Source organism: Sphingomonas ginsengisoli An et al. 2013 (genome assembly GCF_009363895.1).
Taxonomy (GTDB): Bacteria; Pseudomonadota; Alphaproteobacteria; order Sphingomonadales; family Sphingomonadaceae; genus Sphingomicrobium; species Sphingomicrobium ginsengisoli.
In genome coordinates, this window is record NZ_CP045434.1 from 1180739 (window position 1) to 1196390 (window position 15652).

26 protein-coding genes are annotated in these 15652 nt (G+C 65.5%); 4 read left to right on the forward strand and 22 right to left on the reverse strand.

Annotated features, from left to right (window positions below):
- The 16 genes from rpsH to rpsJ all read right to left on the reverse strand — a co-directional run bounded on the left by rpsH (position 1) and on the right by rpsJ (position 7400).
- Positions 1 to 396, reverse strand: a complete 396-nt coding sequence (gene rpsH, locus GCU42_RS05690; protein ID WP_114226633.1) for a 30S ribosomal protein S8 — start codon at positions 394 to 396, stop codon at positions 1 to 3.
- A gap of 12 nt (positions 397 to 408) precedes the next feature.
- Positions 409 to 714, reverse strand: coding sequence for a 30S ribosomal protein S14 (gene rpsN, locus GCU42_RS05695; RefSeq protein ID WP_114226634.1), 306 nt, complete (start codon positions 712 to 714; stop codon positions 409 to 411).
- A gap of 25 nt (positions 715 to 739) precedes the next feature.
- Positions 740 to 1318 (reverse strand): 50S ribosomal protein L5, encoded by a 579-nt coding sequence (gene rplE / locus GCU42_RS05700; RefSeq protein ID WP_114226635.1) that lies wholly within the window; start codon positions 1316 to 1318, stop codon positions 740 to 742.
- Positions 1311 to 1631 carry a 50S ribosomal protein L24 gene (gene rplX, locus GCU42_RS05705; protein WP_114226636.1) on the reverse strand — a complete coding sequence of 107 codons (321 nt, stop codon included), beginning with the start codon at positions 1629 to 1631 and terminating at the stop codon, positions 1311 to 1313. The genes rplE and rplX overlap by 8 nt, the downstream gene beginning before the upstream one ends.
- Positions 1631 to 1999 carry a 50S ribosomal protein L14 gene (gene rplN / locus GCU42_RS05710; RefSeq protein ID WP_114226637.1) on the reverse strand — a complete coding sequence of 123 codons (369 nt, stop codon included), beginning with the start codon at positions 1997 to 1999 and terminating at the stop codon, positions 1631 to 1633. The genes rplX and rplN overlap by 1 nt, the downstream gene beginning before the upstream one ends.
- 31 nt (positions 2000 to 2030) lie before the next feature.
- On the reverse strand, positions 2031 to 2306 hold the full coding sequence (rpsQ, locus tag GCU42_RS05715) for a 30S ribosomal protein S17 (protein WP_114226638.1): 276 nt from the start codon (positions 2304 to 2306) through the stop codon (positions 2031 to 2033).
- An 11-nt stretch (positions 2307 to 2317) separates the two neighbouring features.
- Entirely contained in the window at positions 2318 to 2530 is a 213-nt protein-coding gene (rpmC, locus tag GCU42_RS05720) for a 50S ribosomal protein L29 (RefSeq protein WP_114226639.1), read from the reverse strand.
- Position 2531: 1 nt separating this feature from the next.
- Positions 2532 to 2963 carry a 50S ribosomal protein L16 gene (rplP, locus tag GCU42_RS05725; RefSeq protein ID WP_114226640.1) on the reverse strand — a complete coding sequence of 144 codons (432 nt, stop codon included), beginning with the start codon at positions 2961 to 2963 and terminating at the stop codon, positions 2532 to 2534.
- Between the two features lie 12 nt (positions 2964 to 2975).
- Entirely contained in the window at positions 2976 to 3689 is a 714-nt protein-coding gene (gene rpsC, locus GCU42_RS05730) for a 30S ribosomal protein S3 (RefSeq protein WP_114226641.1), read from the reverse strand.
- Positions 3689 to 4066 carry a 50S ribosomal protein L22 gene (gene rplV, locus GCU42_RS05735; protein ID WP_114226642.1) on the reverse strand — a complete coding sequence of 126 codons (378 nt, stop codon included), beginning with the start codon at positions 4064 to 4066 and terminating at the stop codon, positions 3689 to 3691. Before rplV ends, rpsC begins: the two co-directional genes overlap by 1 nt.
- On the reverse strand, positions 4066 to 4341 hold the full coding sequence (rpsS, locus tag GCU42_RS05740) for a 30S ribosomal protein S19 (protein ID WP_114226643.1): 276 nt from the start codon (positions 4339 to 4341) through the stop codon (positions 4066 to 4068). The genes rplV and rpsS overlap by 1 nt, the downstream gene beginning before the upstream one ends.
- Positions 4342 to 5181, reverse strand: a complete 840-nt coding sequence (gene rplB, locus GCU42_RS05745) for a 50S ribosomal protein L2 (RefSeq protein WP_114226644.1) — start codon at positions 5179 to 5181, stop codon at positions 4342 to 4344. It abuts the gene before it with no gap.
- Entirely contained in the window at positions 5181 to 5504 is a 324-nt protein-coding gene (locus tag GCU42_RS05750) for a 50S ribosomal protein L23 (RefSeq protein WP_114226645.1), read from the reverse strand. The genes rplB and GCU42_RS05750 overlap by 1 nt, the downstream gene beginning before the upstream one ends.
- Positions 5497 to 6123, reverse strand: coding sequence for a 50S ribosomal protein L4 (rplD, locus tag GCU42_RS05755; RefSeq protein WP_114226646.1), 627 nt, complete (start codon positions 6121 to 6123; stop codon positions 5497 to 5499). Before rplD ends, GCU42_RS05750 begins: the two co-directional genes overlap by 8 nt.
- A 3-nt stretch (positions 6124 to 6126) precedes the next feature.
- On the reverse strand, positions 6127 to 6870 hold the full coding sequence (rplC, locus tag GCU42_RS05760) for a 50S ribosomal protein L3 (RefSeq protein ID WP_114226647.1): 744 nt from the start codon (positions 6868 to 6870) through the stop codon (positions 6127 to 6129).
- 218 nt (positions 6871 to 7088) lie between these two features.
- A complete protein-coding gene (gene rpsJ, locus GCU42_RS05765; RefSeq protein WP_028969184.1) occupies positions 7089 to 7400 on the reverse strand; it encodes a 30S ribosomal protein S10 in 312 nt (103 codons plus the stop codon).
- A 242-nt stretch (positions 7401 to 7642) separates the two neighbouring features.
- On the opposite strand from rpsJ, the gene GCU42_RS05770 reads away from it, so the two are divergent.
- The gene (locus GCU42_RS05770) at positions 7643 to 8029 is read left to right on the forward strand and encodes a cupin domain-containing protein (protein ID WP_114226648.1); all 387 of its coding nucleotides are present in this window, start codon (positions 7643 to 7645) and stop codon (positions 8027 to 8029) included.
- Positions 8030 to 8136: 107 nt separating this feature from the next.
- On the opposite strand, the gene tuf is transcribed toward GCU42_RS05770, so the two are convergent.
- The 5 genes from tuf to GCU42_RS05795 form a co-directional block, all read right to left on the reverse strand.
- Positions 8137 to 9327, reverse strand: coding sequence for an elongation factor Tu (gene tuf / locus GCU42_RS05775; RefSeq protein ID WP_114226649.1), 1191 nt, complete (start codon positions 9325 to 9327; stop codon positions 8137 to 8139).
- Between the two features lie 72 nt (positions 9328 to 9399).
- Positions 9400 to 11493 (reverse strand): elongation factor G, encoded by a 2094-nt coding sequence (gene fusA / locus GCU42_RS05780; RefSeq protein ID WP_114226650.1) that lies wholly within the window; start codon positions 11491 to 11493, stop codon positions 9400 to 9402.
- A gap of 110 nt (positions 11494 to 11603) precedes the next feature.
- Entirely contained in the window at positions 11604 to 12074 is a 471-nt protein-coding gene (gene rpsG / locus GCU42_RS05785; RefSeq protein WP_114226651.1) for a 30S ribosomal protein S7, read from the reverse strand.
- A 60-nt stretch (positions 12075 to 12134) separates the two neighbouring features.
- Positions 12135 to 12506: a 30S ribosomal protein S12 gene (rpsL, locus tag GCU42_RS05790; protein ID WP_114227738.1), complete on the reverse strand. Its 372-nt coding sequence runs from the start codon at positions 12504 to 12506 to the stop codon at positions 12135 to 12137.
- A gap of 245 nt (positions 12507 to 12751) precedes the next feature.
- Positions 12752 to 13516 carry a MerR family transcriptional regulator gene (locus tag GCU42_RS05795; protein WP_114226652.1) on the reverse strand — a complete coding sequence of 255 codons (765 nt, stop codon included), beginning with the start codon at positions 13514 to 13516 and terminating at the stop codon, positions 12752 to 12754.
- Between the two features lie 109 nt (positions 13517 to 13625).
- Here GCU42_RS05795 and GCU42_RS05800 point away from each other — a divergent pair, with 109 nt between their 5' ends.
- The 3 genes from GCU42_RS05800 to GCU42_RS05810 all read left to right on the forward strand — a co-directional run bounded on the left by GCU42_RS05800 (position 13626) and on the right by GCU42_RS05810 (position 14927).
- Positions 13626 to 14183 carry a hypothetical protein gene (locus tag GCU42_RS05800; RefSeq protein ID WP_152569470.1) on the forward strand — a complete coding sequence of 186 codons (558 nt, stop codon included), beginning with the start codon at positions 13626 to 13628 and terminating at the stop codon, positions 14181 to 14183.
- A 92-nt stretch (positions 14184 to 14275) separates the two neighbouring features.
- Positions 14276 to 14572: a hypothetical protein gene (locus GCU42_RS05805; protein WP_152569471.1), complete on the forward strand. Its 297-nt coding sequence runs from the start codon at positions 14276 to 14278 to the stop codon at positions 14570 to 14572.
- Positions 14565 to 14927 (forward strand): hypothetical protein, encoded by a 363-nt coding sequence (locus GCU42_RS05810; protein WP_114226655.1) that lies wholly within the window; start codon positions 14565 to 14567, stop codon positions 14925 to 14927. Before GCU42_RS05805 ends, GCU42_RS05810 begins: the two co-directional genes overlap by 8 nt.
- Here GCU42_RS05810 and GCU42_RS05815 read toward each other — a convergent pair.
- The gene (locus GCU42_RS05815) at positions 14924 to 15646 is read right to left on the reverse strand and encodes a hypothetical protein (RefSeq protein WP_114226656.1); all 723 of its coding nucleotides are present in this window, start codon (positions 15644 to 15646) and stop codon (positions 14924 to 14926) included. The genes GCU42_RS05810 and GCU42_RS05815 overlap by 4 nt on opposite strands.
- Positions 15647 to 15652 lie beyond the last annotated feature (6 nt).

Consider the following 15652-nt stretch of genomic DNA (forward strand, 5'->3'; position numbering starts at 1 on the left):
TTAGAACACCTCCGCCAGCACCTCGCCGCCGACGTTCTGCTCGCGCGCTTCCGCGTCGGACAGAACGCCACGAGGCGTCGAGACGATGGTCATGCCAAGGCCATTGCGGATCCGCGGCAGTTCGGTTGCGCCAGAATAGACCCGGCGACCGGGCTTCGAGACACGCGCGAGATGCTGGATGGCCGGCTGGCCTTCGAAATATTTGAGTTCGATCCGCAGGCCCTTGTGGCCCGACAGCTCTTCCTCGGCGTAACCGCGGATATAGCCTTCGCGCTGCAACACGTCGAGGACGCGGACACGCAGGTTGGACGCCGGCGTCAGGATCGAGTCCTTGCGCGCCTGCTGGCCGTTGCGGATGCGGGTGAGCATATCACCCAGGGGATCGGTCATTGGCATCAGTGCTGCCCCTTACCAGCTCGACTTGGTGAGGCCGGGAATGAGGCCCTTGTTGCCCATTTCCCGAAGCATCACGCGCGACAGACGGAACTTGCGGTAATAAGCGCGGGAACGGCCCGTCAGCTCACACCGGTTGCGGATCCGCGTCTTGTTACCGTTACGCGGAAGTTCGGCCATCTTGAGCCGAGCGATCAGCCGCTCGGTCTCGTCGAGCGACTTGTCGTTAGCCTTCGCCTTCAGCTTCGCCAGCTTGGGCGCAGTCTTCTCGACCAGCTTGCGACGCCGCTCGTTCTTGTTGATGGAACTCAGTTTCGCCATGACTTAAGTTCTCTCCTACGGCCGCTCAGGCGGCCTGCTTCTGGTCGTCGGCGGCCGGGAACGGGAAATTGAAGAGGCGCAGCAGTTCGCGCGCTTCCTCATCCGTCTTCGCGGTCGTCGTCACGATGATGTCCATCCCCCGGACCTTGTCGATCTGGTCGTAGTTGATCTCGGGGAACACGATCTGCTCCTTCAGGCCCATGGCGTAATTGCCACGACCGTCGAAGGACTTGGGGTTGAGCCCACGGAAGTCGCGGACCCGCGGCAGCGCCACGGTCACGAGACGGTCGAGGAACTCGTACATCCGCTCGCGGCGCAAGGTCACCTTGCAGCCGATCGGCATGCCTTCACGCAGCTTGAACTGCGCGATCGACTTCTTGGCCTTGGTGATCACCGGCTTCTGCCCGGCGATCGCCTGCATCTCGGCGGCGGCCTGCTCGACCTTCTTCTTGTCCTGGGTCGCCTCGCCGACGCCCATGTTGATGACGATCTTCTCGAGCTTGGGCACTTCCATGCGGTTCTTGTAACCAAACCGCTCGGTCATGGCCGGCGCGATGCGCTCGTCATAATCCTTCTTCAGGCGCGCGATATAAGCGTCAGCCATTGATCAGCTCCCCGGACTTGACCGCCACCCGGACCTTCTTGCCGTCGCGCTCCTCGAAGCGGACGCGGGTCGGCCCGCCGGTCTTCGGGTCGGCATGCGCGACCTTGGACACGTGCAGCGGCGCTTCCTTGCGCTCCAGGCCACCCTGCGGGTTCTCCTGGCTCGCCTTGCGATGGCGGACGGCGACATTGACGCCGCTGACGACCACCTTCTGCTCTTTCGGCATGGACTGGACGACCTCACCGGTCTTGCCCTTGTCCTTGCCTGACAGGACGACGACCTTGTCGCCCTTCTTGATCTTCGCGGCAGCCATTACAGAACCTCCGGCGCCAGGCTGATGATCTTCATGTGCTTGCGGCCGCGCAGCTCGCGCACCACCGGGCCGAAGATACGGGTGCCGATCGGCTCCTCGTTCTTGTTGACCAGCACGGCGGCGTTCGAGTCGAAGCGGATCACCGAACCGTCGGGACGGCGGATGTCCTTGGCGGTGCGAACGATGACCGCGCGATGCACGTCACCCTTCTTCACCCGGCCCTTCGGCTGCGCTTCCTTGACGGAGACGACGATGATGTCGCCGACGCCCGCGGTACGGCGCTTCGACCCGCCCAGCACCTTGATGCACTGGACGCGCTTGGCCCCGCTATTGTCTGCGACGTCCAGGTTGGACTGCATCTGGATCATGGGTTCACCCTATCCTTGACTGCTACGGGGCTCAGACGTTGGCCGCTTCGGCGAGGTCCGAAGCCTTGGCTTCGTTGACCCGCTCGACGACGGTCCAGGTCTTGAGCTTCGACACTGGCGCGCATTCCTGAATGCGCACCTGCTCACCCAGCGAGTAGGCATTCGCCTCGTCGTGGGCATGATACTTCTTCGACAGCTTGATGATCTTGCCGTAGAGCGGGTGCTTCACCCGCCGCTCGACGCGGACCACCACGGTCTTGTCACCCTTGTCGGACACCACGGTGCCGGTGAGGACGCGCTTGGGCATCTATTCTCTCCTCAGCCCTGCTGCGCCGGGGCGCTCTTGGAGCGCTGGCCCTGCAGGGTCTTGATACGGGCGATGGTGCGACGAACCTCGCGCACGCGGCTCGGCTTCTCCAGCTGGCCGGTGGCGGCCTGGAAGCGCAGGTTGAACTGCTCCCGCTTAAGGTCGCCGAGCTGGGTCGACAGCTGGTCGTCGGTCTGGACCGACAGGTCTTCACGCTTGGCCATCTTAGTCAGCCTCAACCAGGGTTTCACCGAGGCGGGCAACCACCTTGGTGCGGATGGGGAGCTTCTCGGCAGCCCGCTCGAACGCGGTCTTGGCGAGCGGCCCCGGAACGCCGTCGAGCTCGAACAGGATGCGGCCGGGCTTGACCCGCGCGACCCAATATTCGGGCGCACCCTTACCCGAGCCCATGCGGACTTCGGCGGGCTTGGACGAGACCGGCAGGTCCGGGAAAATCCGGATCCAGAGACGGCCCTGGCGCTTGATGTGGCGGGTGATCGCGCGGCGAGCCGCCTCGATCTGCCGCGCGGTGATCCGCTCGGGCTCCATCGCCTTCAGGCCGAAGGCGCCGAAGTTGAGCTCGGTCCCGCCCTTGGCGTTGCCATGGATGCGGCCCTTGAAGGCCTTGCGGAACTTGGTGCGCTTTGGTTGCAGCATGGTTCTCGATCCTTACCGGCGACGGTCGTCGTCGCGCGCCGGGCGCACGCCGGAAGTCTGGGCTTCCATCATCAGGCGATCCTGGGCCAGGGGGTCGTGGCCAAGGATCTCGCCCTTGAACACCCACACCTTGACCCCGCACACGCCATAAGCGGTGTGGGCCTGGGCCTCGGCATAGTCGACGTTGCCGCGCAGCGTGTGCAGCGGCACCCGGCCCTCGCGATAACGCTCCGAACGGGCGATCTCGGCGCCGCCGAGACGACCGCCGCACTCGATTCGGATGCCCTCGGCGCCCAGCCGCATCGCCGACTGAACGGCGCGCTTCATGGCGCGGCGGAAAGCAATCCGGCGCTCGAGCTGGTCGGCGATGCCCTGCGCCACGAGGCGCGCATCGACTTCCGGCTTGCGGATCTCGACGATGTTGAGGCTGACTTCCGACCCGGTCATCTTGCCCAGGGTCTTCTTCAGCTTCTCGATGTCGCTGCCCTTCTTGCCGATGATGACACCCGGACGGGCGGCATACACCGAGATGCGGCACAGCTTGGCGGGACGCTCGATGACGACCTTCGAGATCGCGGCCTGCGGCAGCGTCTTGAAGATGTATTGGCGGATCTTGAGGTCTTCCAGCAGCAGCCGACCGTAGTCCTGACCTTCCGCAAACCAGCGGCTGTCCCAGGTACGGTTGATCTGCAGCCGAAGGCCGATCGCAGAGGACTTGTTACCCATTAGGCTTCTTCCTGCTCGCGCACGACGACGCGGATGCGGCTGAACGGCTTCACGATCCGGCTCGACCGGCCGCGGGCGCGGGTGGCGAACCGCTTCATGCTGATCGACTTGCCGACCGATGCCTCGGCGACGACGAGCGCGTCGACATCGAGGTTGTGGTTGTTCTCGGCGTTGGCGACGGCGGAGGCGAGCACCTTGTAGACATCTTCGCTCATCCCCTTAGGGCTGAACTTGAGGATGTTGAGCGCTTCCTCGACCCGGCGGCCGCGGATCAGCTGCGCCACCAGGTTCAGCTTGCGGGCCGAACCACGGATGGTGTTGCCGACGGCGAGCGCTTCCTTGTCGCCCACCTTGCGGGGGGATGCTGGCTTGCTCATTAGCGCTTGCCCTTCTTGTCGGCGGCGTGGCCGGGGAAGAAGCGCGTCGGCGCGAACTCACCCAGCTTCATGCCGACCATGTCCTCGTTGACCGACACCGGCACGAACTTGCGGCCGTTGTAGACGTTGAAGGTCAGGCCGACGAACTGCGGCAGGATGGTGGAGCGACGCGACCAGGTCTTGATCGGCGCACGGCCACCGCCGTCCTGCGCCTTCTCCGCCTTGCGAAGCAGCGACAGCTCGACGAACGGGCCCTTCCAGATTGAACGAGCCATTTAGCCCTTCCTCTTGGTCGAATGGCGCGACCGGATGATCATCTTGTCGGTCGCCTTGTTGTGACGGGTGCGCGCACCCTTGGTCGGCTTGCCCCACGGGGTCACCGGATGACGGCCGCCCGAGGTCCGGCCTTCACCACCGCCGTGCGGGTGGTCGACCGGGTTCTTGGCGACACCGCGGGTCAGCGGACGACGCCCGAGCCAGCGGTTGCGGCCAGCCTTGGCCAGCGTCTGGTTACCGTTGTCGGGGTTCGACACCGCACCGACGGTCGCCATGCAATCCGAGCGGATGTAGCGCTGCTCGCCCGAGTTCAGGCGAACGATCACCATCCCGCGGTCGCGGCCCACCACCTGCACATAGGTGCCGGCGGCGCGGGCGATCTGGCCACCCTTGCCGGGCTTGAGCTCGACATTGTGGACGATGGTGCCGACCGGCATCTGGCCGATCTCCATCGCGTTGCCGGGCTTCACGTCGACCTTCTTGCCGGCGACGACCTTGTCGCCGGGCGCAAGACGCTGCGGCGCGAGGATGTAGGCCTGCTCACCGCCGTCGTAGGTGACGAGCGCGATGAACGCCGAACGGTTGGGGTCATACTCGAGCCGCTCGACGGTGGCCGAGACGTCCCAGGTGCGACGCTTGAAGTCGACGATGCGGTACTTCTGCTTGTGGCCGCCCGCAATGCCGCGGCTGGTCACATGGCCCTTGTTATTGCGGCCGCCAGTCTTGCGCTTGCCTTCGGTCAGCGCCTTGACGGGCTTGCCCTTCCACAGCGCCGACTTGTCGACGAGGATGAGGCCACGGCGGGCCGGGCTCGTCGGCTTATATTGCTTGAGTGCCATTAGCCCCGAGCCCCTTCGGTGACGTCGATCGACTGGCCCTCGGCCAGCGTCACGACCGCCTTCTTCACATCCGACCGCTGATAGGGCTTGCCCTTCCAGCGCTTCGACTTGCCCTTCTGGACGATGGTGTTGACGCCCGTCACGGTGACCCCGAACAGCGCCTCGACCGCGGCCTTGATCTGCGGCTTGGAAGCCGTCGGCGCGACCTTGAAGACGACCGCATTATGCTCGGAGAGCATGGTCGACTTCTCGGTGATGTGCGGCGTCAGGACGACGTCGTAGTGGCGATTGTCGATCGCCTTAGTTTCCGGCTGCTTAGCCATGGAAGCGGGCCTCCAGCTTCTCGACCGCGGCCTTGGTCAGGACCAGGGTCTCGTGGCGCATGATGTCGTAGACGTTGGCGCCCATCGCCGGGAGCAGGTTGACCGTCCCCAGGTTCGACGAGGCGCGGGCGAAGCTGACGTTGAGCGCGTCGCCGTCGATCACCAGCGCGGTCTTGCCGAAGCCGAGCTTGCCCAGCCGCTCCTGCAGCGCCTTGGTCTTGCCCTCGGGCACATCGAGGTTGTCGACGATGATGAGCTGGCCGCCCTGGGCCTTGCTCGACAGTGCCATGCGGAGGCCGAGCGCGCGCACCTTCTTGTTCAGCGAGGCGCTGAACACCCGGGCGCGGGCACCGTGGGCCTTACCACCGCCGATGAAGATCGGCGCGCGGCGATCGCCATGACGAGCGGTACCGCCGCCCTTCTGGCGACCGAACTTCTTGCCGGTGCGGGCCACGTCCGACCGCTCGCGGGTGGCGCGGGCGGGGGCGCGGCGGTTGACCAGCTGCCAGGTGACCACGCGGTGCAGGATGTCGGCGCGGGGCTCGACACCGAACACGGCGTCGTTGAGCTCCAGGTCGCCGCTGCCTTGCGCGTCCAGGGTCTTGACTTCGACCTTCATCGCTTAGCCTTCCGTGCTCTCGTCAGCGGCGACCGAGTTGTCGGCGCTCACGTCGGCGTTGTTGTTCTGCGCGGCCTGGCGGATGCCGGCCGGATAGGGCGCGGTGTCGTGGCGCGGCAGCTTCACCGCGTCCTGGACGGTCAGCCAGCTGCCCTTGTGCCCGGGCACCGAGCCCTTGACGAAAAGCAGACCACGCTCAGCGTCCGTGCGGACGATCTCGAGGTTCTGCTGGGTGCGGTTACGGGCGCCCATGTGGCCGGCCATCTTCTTGTTCTTGAAGACGCGGCCCGGATCCTGGCGGTTACCGGTCGACCCGTGCGAACGGTGCGAGACCGAGACGCCGTGGGTCGCGCGCAGACCGCCGAAGCCCCAGCGCTTCATCGCGCCGGCCATGCCCTTACCCTGGGTGACACCCGAGATATCGACCAGCTGGCCGGTGACGAAATGGTCGGCAGTGATTTCCGCGCCCACGTCGAGGAGCGCGTCCTCGGCGACCCGGAATTCGGCGACCTTGGCCTTCAGCTCAACTTCGGCCTTGCCGAAGTGGCCACGCTGCGGCTTGGCGACATTCTTCGCCTTGGCCGAGCCGGCGCCGAGCTGAACGGCGGTGTATCCATCTTTATCGGCCTCGCGGCGACCGACGACCTGCAGCCCCTCCATCTGCAGAACGGTGACCGGCACGTGCCGACCGTCTGCCTGGAACAGGCGGGTCATTCCAACCTTCTTCGCGATCACGCCAGTGCGCATGATCAGACACTCCCTCACAGAGGCCCGTCCTCGCTACCGAAGACGGGCGTGCAGCCCATGAAATGAAGCGTCGCCCCGCTTGGGCTATTTCCGCTCGGAAGCGGAAAGCGGGGGACGCAGACCGGGTGGTCCTGAGACCAGGACCGCCCGCGGTATCCCTTTAAGTTGCGCTGCAGGATCGCTTCTGAAGAGGCGATTCAACCGCTGCGCGATGGCCCTTAGGCCAGTTTGATCTCCACGTCCACACCCGCGGCGAGATCGAGCTTCATCAGCGCGTCGACCGTCTGCGGCGTCGGCTGCACGATGTCGAGCAGCCGCTTGTAAGTGCGGACCTCGAACTGCTCGCGCGACTTCTTGTCGACGTGCGGCGAGCGGTTCACGGTGAACTTCTCGATACGCGTCGGGAGCGGAATGGGGCCACGGATCAGTGCGCCGGTGCGACGCGCGGTGTCAGCGATGTCGCCGGTGGCCTGATCGAGCACGCGGTGATCAAAGGCCTTCAGACGAATCCGGATGTTCTGCGTTTCCATATCCACTACCGATGCGAAAGAGCCACCAGGCTGTTGCCAGCCCGAACAACAAGAGGCCGCACCCGCCTATTCCCGGTTTCCCGAGGCGGACGACCTCAACGCTAAAAGTTTGGCGACGGGGACGAATCTCCGTCTGTGGAGGCGCCTCTACAGAGGACCGGCGGTCGGATCAACCCCCGTGTGCAAGTCGCGTCGCCAGGCTCTATGCAAAAGTCGCCTTACATTCGGAGGACGAGGCCCTCATGCGACATGATTTCGACCCGGCCACGGTCGCACCAGACGGTCGACAGCCCGTCAAATTCCGGCTTTTCGACGATAGCTCGACGTCCCCGTGGCGCGGATTCGTCGAGGGCCGCGCGCTTGGCGGCGAAGTGACAGTCCTCACCTACGGCACGGACGAGGTCGGGGTCGGTCCCCGGCTGCACGTTCATCCTTATGACGAGACGTTCGTGGTGATCGCCGGCCGCGCCCGTTTCGAGGTCGGTGACACGATCATCGACGCGGAAGCCGGCGAGGTGGTGTTCGGCCCGGCCGGCGTCCCCCACCGCTTCCGCAACCTCGGCCCGGGACGCCTGCAGACCGTCGACGTCCATCATTCGCCCCAGTGGATCCAGACCGACCTCGAGTAGGCACCCGCTGCAATCGACACCACGAAGGCCGCGGACAGCAAAAGGCCCGGCACTCTTGCGAGTACCGGGCCCTCTGTCGTTTCCCCCGCTGATAAAGCGGTTGAAGCTTACTTGGTGATGTTGCCCACCACGCCGGCGCCGACGGTGCGGCCGCCTTCGCGGATCGCGAAGCGCAGACCGGTGTCCATGGCGATCGGGGCGATCAGCTTCACGCCCAGCGACACGTTGTCGCCCGGCATGACCATCTCGGTGCCCTCGGGGAGCTGGACTTCGCCGGTGACGTCCGTGGTCCGGAAGTAGAACTGCGGACGGTAGTTGGCGAAGAACGGCGTGTGACGGCCACCCTCGTCCTTGCTGAGGACGTACACCTCGGCCTGGAAGTCGGTGTGCGGCGTGATCGAGCCCGGCTTGCAGAGCACCTGGCCACGCTCGACCTCTTCACGGCCGACGCCGCGGATCAGCGCACCGATGTTGTCGCCGGCCTGGCCCTGATCGAGCAGCTTGCGGAACATCTCGACGCCGGTGACGACGGTCTTCTTGGTGTCCTTGATGCCGACGATCTCGACTTCCTCGCCGACCTTGACGATGCCGGTCTCGACGCGGCCGGTGACCACGGTGCCGCGGCCCGAGATCGAGAACACGTCCTCGATCGGCATCAGGAACGGCTTGTCGAGCGGACGCTCCGGCTGCGGGATCCAGTCGTCGACGGCCTGCATCAGCTTGAGGATCGCCTTCTCTCCGATTTCCTCGTTGCTGTCCTCGAGGACGGCCAGCGCCGAACCCGAGACGATCGGAATGTTGTCGCCGTCGAAGCCGCGCTTGGAAAGCTCCTCGCGGATTTCGAGCTCGACCAGCTCGAGCAGCTCGGGATCGTCGACCTGGTCGACCTTGTTGAGGAACACGACCATGGTCGGAACGCCGACCTGCGCCGCGAGCAGGATGTGCTCCTTGGTCTGCGGCATCGGGCCGTCGGCAGCCGACACGACCAGGATCGCGCCGTCCATCTGCGCCGCGCCGGTGATCATGTTCTTCACATAGTCGGCGTGGCCGGGGCAATCGACGTGCGCATAGTGGCGGTTGGCGGTCTCATACTCGACGTGCGCCGTCGAGATGGTGATGCCGCGCTCGCGCTCTTCCGGCGCCTTGTCGATGTTCGCGAAGTCAACCGCAACACCACCGCCGGTCTTGGCGAGCACCTTGGTGATCGCCGCCGTCAGCGAGGTCTTGCCATGGTCAACGTGACCGATGGTCCCGATGTTGCAGTGCGGCTTGTTCCGCTCGAATTTCGCCTTCGCCATGTTACGCCTCTTCTTGGGTTCAAATGGGCCCGCTCGCCCAATGCGAGCGCGCCCTTAGCGTCAAAAAAATGGTTACGCCAGCTTCGCCTTGACCTCGTCCGCCACGTTCTGCGGAACTTCGTCATAGTGCGAGAACTGCATCGAGTAGCTCGCCCGGCCCTGGGTGAACGAGCGGAGCGCGTTCACGTAGCCGAACATGTTGGCCAGCGGGACCATCGCCTCGACCGTCTGCGCGTTGCCGCGCGAGTCGGTGCCCTGGATCTGGCCGCGGCGGCTGTTCAAGTCGCCGATGACGTCGCCCAGATAGTCCTCCGGAGTGACGACCTCGACCTTCATCACCGGCTCGAGCAGCGTGATGCCCGACTTCTGAGCCACTTCGCGCATTGCGCCGCGGGCACAGATTTCGAACGCCAGCGCCGACGAGTCGACGTCGTGGTAGGCGCCGTCATAGAGCACGATGTCGAAGTCGATGATCGGGAAGCCGACCAGCGAACCGGTCGCCGCGGTCTCGCGGAAGCCCTTCTCGATCGCCGGGATGAACTCCTTGGGGATGTTGCCGCCCTTGATCTCGTCCTTGAAGACGATCCCGGAACCGCGCTCACCCGGCGTGACCTTGACCTTGACGCGGCCGAACTGGCCGGTGCCGCCCGACTGCTTCTTGTGGGTGTAGTCGACGTCGACCGGCTTCTTCAGATATTCGCGATACGCGACCTGCGGAGCGCCGACGTTGGCCTCGACCTTGAACTCGCGCTTCATGCGATCGACCAGGATCTCGAGGTGGAGCTCGCCCATCCCCTTGATGATGGTCTGACCCGACTCATGGTCGGTCGAGACGCGGAACGAGGGGTCCTCGCGGGCCAGGCGATTGAGCGCGACGCCCATCTTCTCCTGGTCGGCCTTAGTCTTGGGCTCGACCGACAGCTCGATCACCGGCTCGGGGAATTCCATCCGCTCGAGGATGATCGGCGCGTTGATCGCGCAAAGCGTGTCGCCGGTGGTGGTGTCCTTGAGACCCGCCAGCGCGACGATGTCGCCCGCATAAGCGATCTGGATGTCCTCGCGCTCGTTCGCATGCATCAGCAGCATGCGGCCGACCTTTTCCTTCTTATCCTTGACGCTGTTGACGACCTGCGACGCAGTTTCGAGCTTGCCCGAGTAGATGCGCGCGAAGGTCAGCGTCCCGACGAAGGGATCGTTCATGATCTTGAACGCCAGCGCCGCGAACGGGGCCGCGTCGTCCGACGGACGGGTGTCCTCGTCGCCGTTGGGCAGGACGCCCTTGATCGCCGGCACGTCGAGCGGGCTCGGCAGATAGTCGACCACCGCGTCGAGCAGGGGCTGCACGCCCTTGTTCTTGAACGCCGAGCCGCACACGACCGGCACGAACGCCATGTTGAGCGTGCCCTTGCGGATCAGCGCCTTGAGCGTCGCGGTGTCGGGCTCGGTGCCCTCGAGATAGGCCTCCATCGCCGCATCGTCCTGCTCAACGGCAATCTCGATGAGGTTGGTGCGTGCCTCGGCGGCCTTGTCCTTAAGGTCGTCCGGAATCTCCTGATACTCGAACTTGGCGCCCAGGCTCTCCTCGAGCCAGATGATGGCACGATTCTCGACCAGGTCGACGAGGCCCTTGAAGCCGCCCTCGATGCCGATCGGGAGATAGAGCACCGCCGGACGCGCGCCGAGGCGATCGATGATCGACTGGACGCAGAATTCGAAGTTGGCGCCGGTGCGGTCGAGCTTGTTGACGAAGCACATCCGCGGCACGCCATATTTGTCAGCCTGACGCCACACGGTCTCCGATTGCGGCTCGACGCCGGCAACGCCGTCGAAGCAGGCGACCGCACCGTCGAGCACGCGCAGCGAACGCTCGACTTCGATGGTGAAGTCGACGTGGCCCGGGGTGTCGATGATGTTGATGCGGTGCTCTTCGCCCTTGCCTTCGGCGGCCCGCCACACGCAGGTCGTCGCGGCCGACGTGATCGTGATCCCGCGCTCCTGCTCCTGCTCCATCCAGTCCATGGTGGCGGTGCCCTCATGGACCTCGCCGATCTTGTAGGACTTGCCGGTGTAATAAAGGATGCGCTCGGTCGTCGTCGTCTTGCCGGCGTCGATGTGCGCCATGATGCCGATATTGCGATAACGGTCGAGCGGATGGCTGCGGGCCATGGTCGTCAGTTCCTTAGTGATGTGGGAGGCAGGCCGGTGACCCGCGCTCCCACAATATAGGTAGGGTTTTTACCAGCGCCACCCGGAGGCGATGCCGAAGGGCTTCTTCCTTACCAGCGGTAGTGGCTGAAGGCGCGGTTCGCTTCGGCCATGCGGTGCGTGTCTTCGCGCTTCTTGACGGCGTTGCCGCGGTTCTGCGCGGCGTCCATCAGCTCGCCCGACAGGCGGCCGGCCATGGTCTTCTCCGACCGCGCGCGGGCGGCGGTGATCAGCCAGCGGATCGCCAGCGCCTGGGCGCGAACGTCACGGACCTCGACCGGGACCTGGTAGGTCGCACCGCCGACGCGGCGGCTGCGGACCTCGATGCCCGGACGGACATTGTTGAGCGCTTCGTGGAAGACCGCGATAGGCTCACGCTTCAGGCGGGCTTCGACGTTGTCGAGCGCGCCGTAGACAATGCTCTCGGCGACCGACTTCTTACCGTCCAGCATGACCGAATTCATGAACTTGGACAGGGTGATGTCCCCGAACTTGGGATCGGGGAGAATCTCGCGCTTTTCTGGGCGACGACGACGGGACATAGGATTATTCCTTCTTGAGCGGCGCGCCTGCGTCTGATCGCGGCGCGGCCAACGATCAGCTTACTTGGGCCGCTTGGCGCCGTACTTCGAACGGCTCTGCTTGCGGTCCTTGACGCCCTGCGTGTCGAGCACGCCGCGAAGCACGTGGTAGCGCACGCCCGGAAGGTCGCGCACACGGCCGCCGCGGATCAGGACGACGCTGTGCTCCTGCAGGTTGTGGCCCTCGCCCGGAATGTAGCTGATGACTTCGCGGCTGTTGGTCAGGCGGACCTTGGCCACCTTGCGCAGCGCCGAGTTCGGCTTCTTCGGGGTCGTGGTGTAGACACGGGTGCAGACGCCGCGCTTTTGCGGGTTCTGTTCCATCGCTGGGACCTTGGACTTGGCCTTCTGCGGCTCGCGACCCTTGCGGATCAGCTGGTTGATCGTTGGCATGAAGCCCTTCACCTTTACAGTGCCGGAAGACCCGGCGGTTACTTTGTGCGCTTCAAGCGCGAAGGCCGGCTGACCCGAGGGTCGCCGGCCGTCTCGCCGCGAAGAGCACAATGTTCAGCTCTGTCCGTTCCATCGGCGATAGGAATCGCCAGGCGGGACGAACGAGCGGCCCAATACAGAGTGCGGGCGAACAGGTCAACGCCGGGTGTAAGCGGGCGGAGCAGCGCCCCGCCCGCCCGCTCGCGTCAGCCCTGGCGGCGCCGGCCGACCTCCTGGATAAAGCGGAAGGTGTCGGCGTCGAAGCCCGGCGACGGCGCCTCGGGCCGGTCCTGCCACTCGCCCATCTTCTCGTACATGGCGGTCACCCCGGCGGCCATCGCCGGGGTCGCCATCGCCTTGAACGGGGCGAGCAGATCTTGCCATTCGTCGTAGATGGCGCCGGCCTCGGGGCTGTCGGGGCCGAGCGGGATCATCGCCTTGGCCCGCGCGCCGAGATCGGCCCATTTGGCGCTGTAGGCCGCCTGGTCGAAGCCCTCGGGCATCTGGCTGGCGGCGAAGTCGGCCTTGGCCTCGGGCGTCAGATATTGGTCGGACACCTTGTCCCATTGTTCCTTGGTCATGGTCAGTTCCTCATGTCGGATCAGCGAGCAGAAGGTCGCGGCATCGACGGGCTCGCCGCGGTCGATGCGTGACTTGACCGACACCAGCAGCGCTCGCGCCTCGGCGAGTTCGGCCGTGCGATCGTTAATGACGGCAAGCTGGGCGTCGATCAGCGCGGCCAGCGGCAGGCTCTGCCCCCGCGTCAGCCGCTCGATCTGCGCCAGCGTCAACCCGGCCTTCTTGAGCGCGAGCACGCGGTTCAATTGCTCGAGTTCGGCGGGACCGTAGAGTCGCCGGCCGCTGTGGGTCCGCAACGGCGCCACCAGCCCGCGCGCTTCGTAGAAGCGCAGGGCGCGGCTGGTCAGCCCGGTCTGGCGAGCGACGTCGCGGATGTCGAGCGGGGTCGTCATAAGACCCCTGTAGCGCTTGACGTTAGGTCAACTGCAAGCGGAAAAATCGCGCGCATTCGACACGTGCAGGTCCGAAATGGAGCCGCGCGTAGGTCGGCGGTAAGCCGGCATGGTTAACACCGCGATCAGCACATTTGCCGCGATGGATTCCCCATTGCGCCAGCTTGGGGCGGAGGCCCGATTGCGTATGCACATCATCGCGAAATACTCGCTCGCGGCCGGCACGCTTCTGACCGGTCTTGCAGCGCCTGCCCACGCCCAGTCGGTGCTGGCGTTCAATGGGCTCGTGACCACATCCTGCATCCTCTCGGTGAGCACGTCGGGTTCCCTCGGCGTCAACACCTCGACGGGTACCGAGATCGGGTCGGAACTGTCCGGAGGCGCGGCCGCGGTCCTGACCGTGGTGTCCACCGGCGGGCGGCCCACCCTCACCTTCTCCGCGCCGACGATGAGCCAGCGCCCAGCGGCTTACGCCGGGTCGCCGATCATCAACCTGAAATACAGCTCCACCGGAGGCGGCAATCAGAGCTACACCACCGGCCAGAGCTCCTACACGAGCACGAATGCGCTGGGCGACCTCGTCACGCTCAACATGAAGGCCGACGACAGCGGCGGGTTCGCGGCCGGATCCTACCGCCTGCAAACCACAGTGACGTGTCAGCAATGACCCATCGCGCCGGGCTCATCCTTGCGCTGATGTGGGCGGCCGGCCCCGCCGCCGCGGTCGGGCTGGGGCCGCTCAACGCCGACGGCGTCACGATGAGCGATCGCAAGGGCTTTTATGTCACGCTGATCAACGACGACCGCCGACCCGATGCCCTTCGCCTTTATGCGATCGGCTACGGCGACGAAGCGGCGCAACCGCGCGTGATGCTGCCCAGCCCGATCCTGACCTTGCCGGCGAATTCCCAGCGGCGCGTGCTGGTGATCGCCAGCGATCTTAGCCCCGGCGAGACCTTCCGTTTCCGTGTCTGCGCCGAGCGCGCCGACTTTGGCCAAGGAGCCCTGATCCATGCGCGTGTTTGTTCGAAGCTTGTTGCTCGCCGCATTGGCTGAGCCGCTCGTCGCCACGGCCGCCCTGGCGCAGTCCGGCGTCTATCTGCCGCAGGCGCCGCAGGGCCCCGGCGGCGAGGACACGATCGAGACCTCGTCGGGAACCCGCTGCCGCCAGAGCATCAACAGCAACGACGGCTATCTCGATGTCGGCATCGCCGGGGCGACCTCGGGCGGGGGCAATGACCCGCGCTCCTATGTGTTCAACGACGACCGCGGATCGCAAGGGATTGCTTATGCGAGGGTCACCGTTCCGCTCGGCCACAAGCCGACCCGGCTCGATTGCTCGAAAGTCTATGAGCTCGAGTTGCAGAAGCTGCGCGAGGAACTGGCGCTGCTGCGGATGAACGCCCGCTAGCTGGTGAGGCCGCGGCGGCCGAACGCCGGCCGCGGCGGCACACTCGGGGTCGGTGCGGATGGCGCCGCTCGGGTCGGCTCGGGCGCTGCGTTCGCTTTCGGGGCTTCGCCACTTTCCTTGCGCTGCAGGTAGCGTGCGAGCGCGGCATCGGGATCGAATCCGTTGCTGCTCGTCGGTTCGCTCTCACCGTATGACGGCGCCGCAGCCGAGCGCGCACCCCAGCCATGCGCCCCTGCCCCCTTCATCGCGACACCCGCCTCGCCGACCGCCGCGACATGCGCGCGATTGAGCGTCGCGATCAGCAGCGGCAGGTCGCTCTTCGCTACCGCGAGCGAATCGGCGTTGACGCGCAATTTCTTGCCGCCGGTGAGGCCACCATCGACCTTGAAGACGAGGAAGGTGGTCCGGTGCACGGGGATGACGAAATAATAGCGCATGGTCATCGTCTCGGCGAAGATCGCCTGGACGCTCGACCAGGAAACAGTCCGGCTGCGGCCGGCGGTGCGGATGGTCAGGCCCGCATTGTCCCACTTGAGCGGCGGCTCGCCGCTGACGGCGTTGCTGATGCCGATCGCGGTCATTCCGCCGAACACCAGCATCATCAGCAAGAACAGCCAGCTGCCGTCGTTCCACCACATCCAGCCGGCGCCGAGCGTGAACATCGCTCCGACCAGCGGCGTGGTGCCGAGGCGGGCCGATTTGTAATGGACCGTCTGCACGCGCTT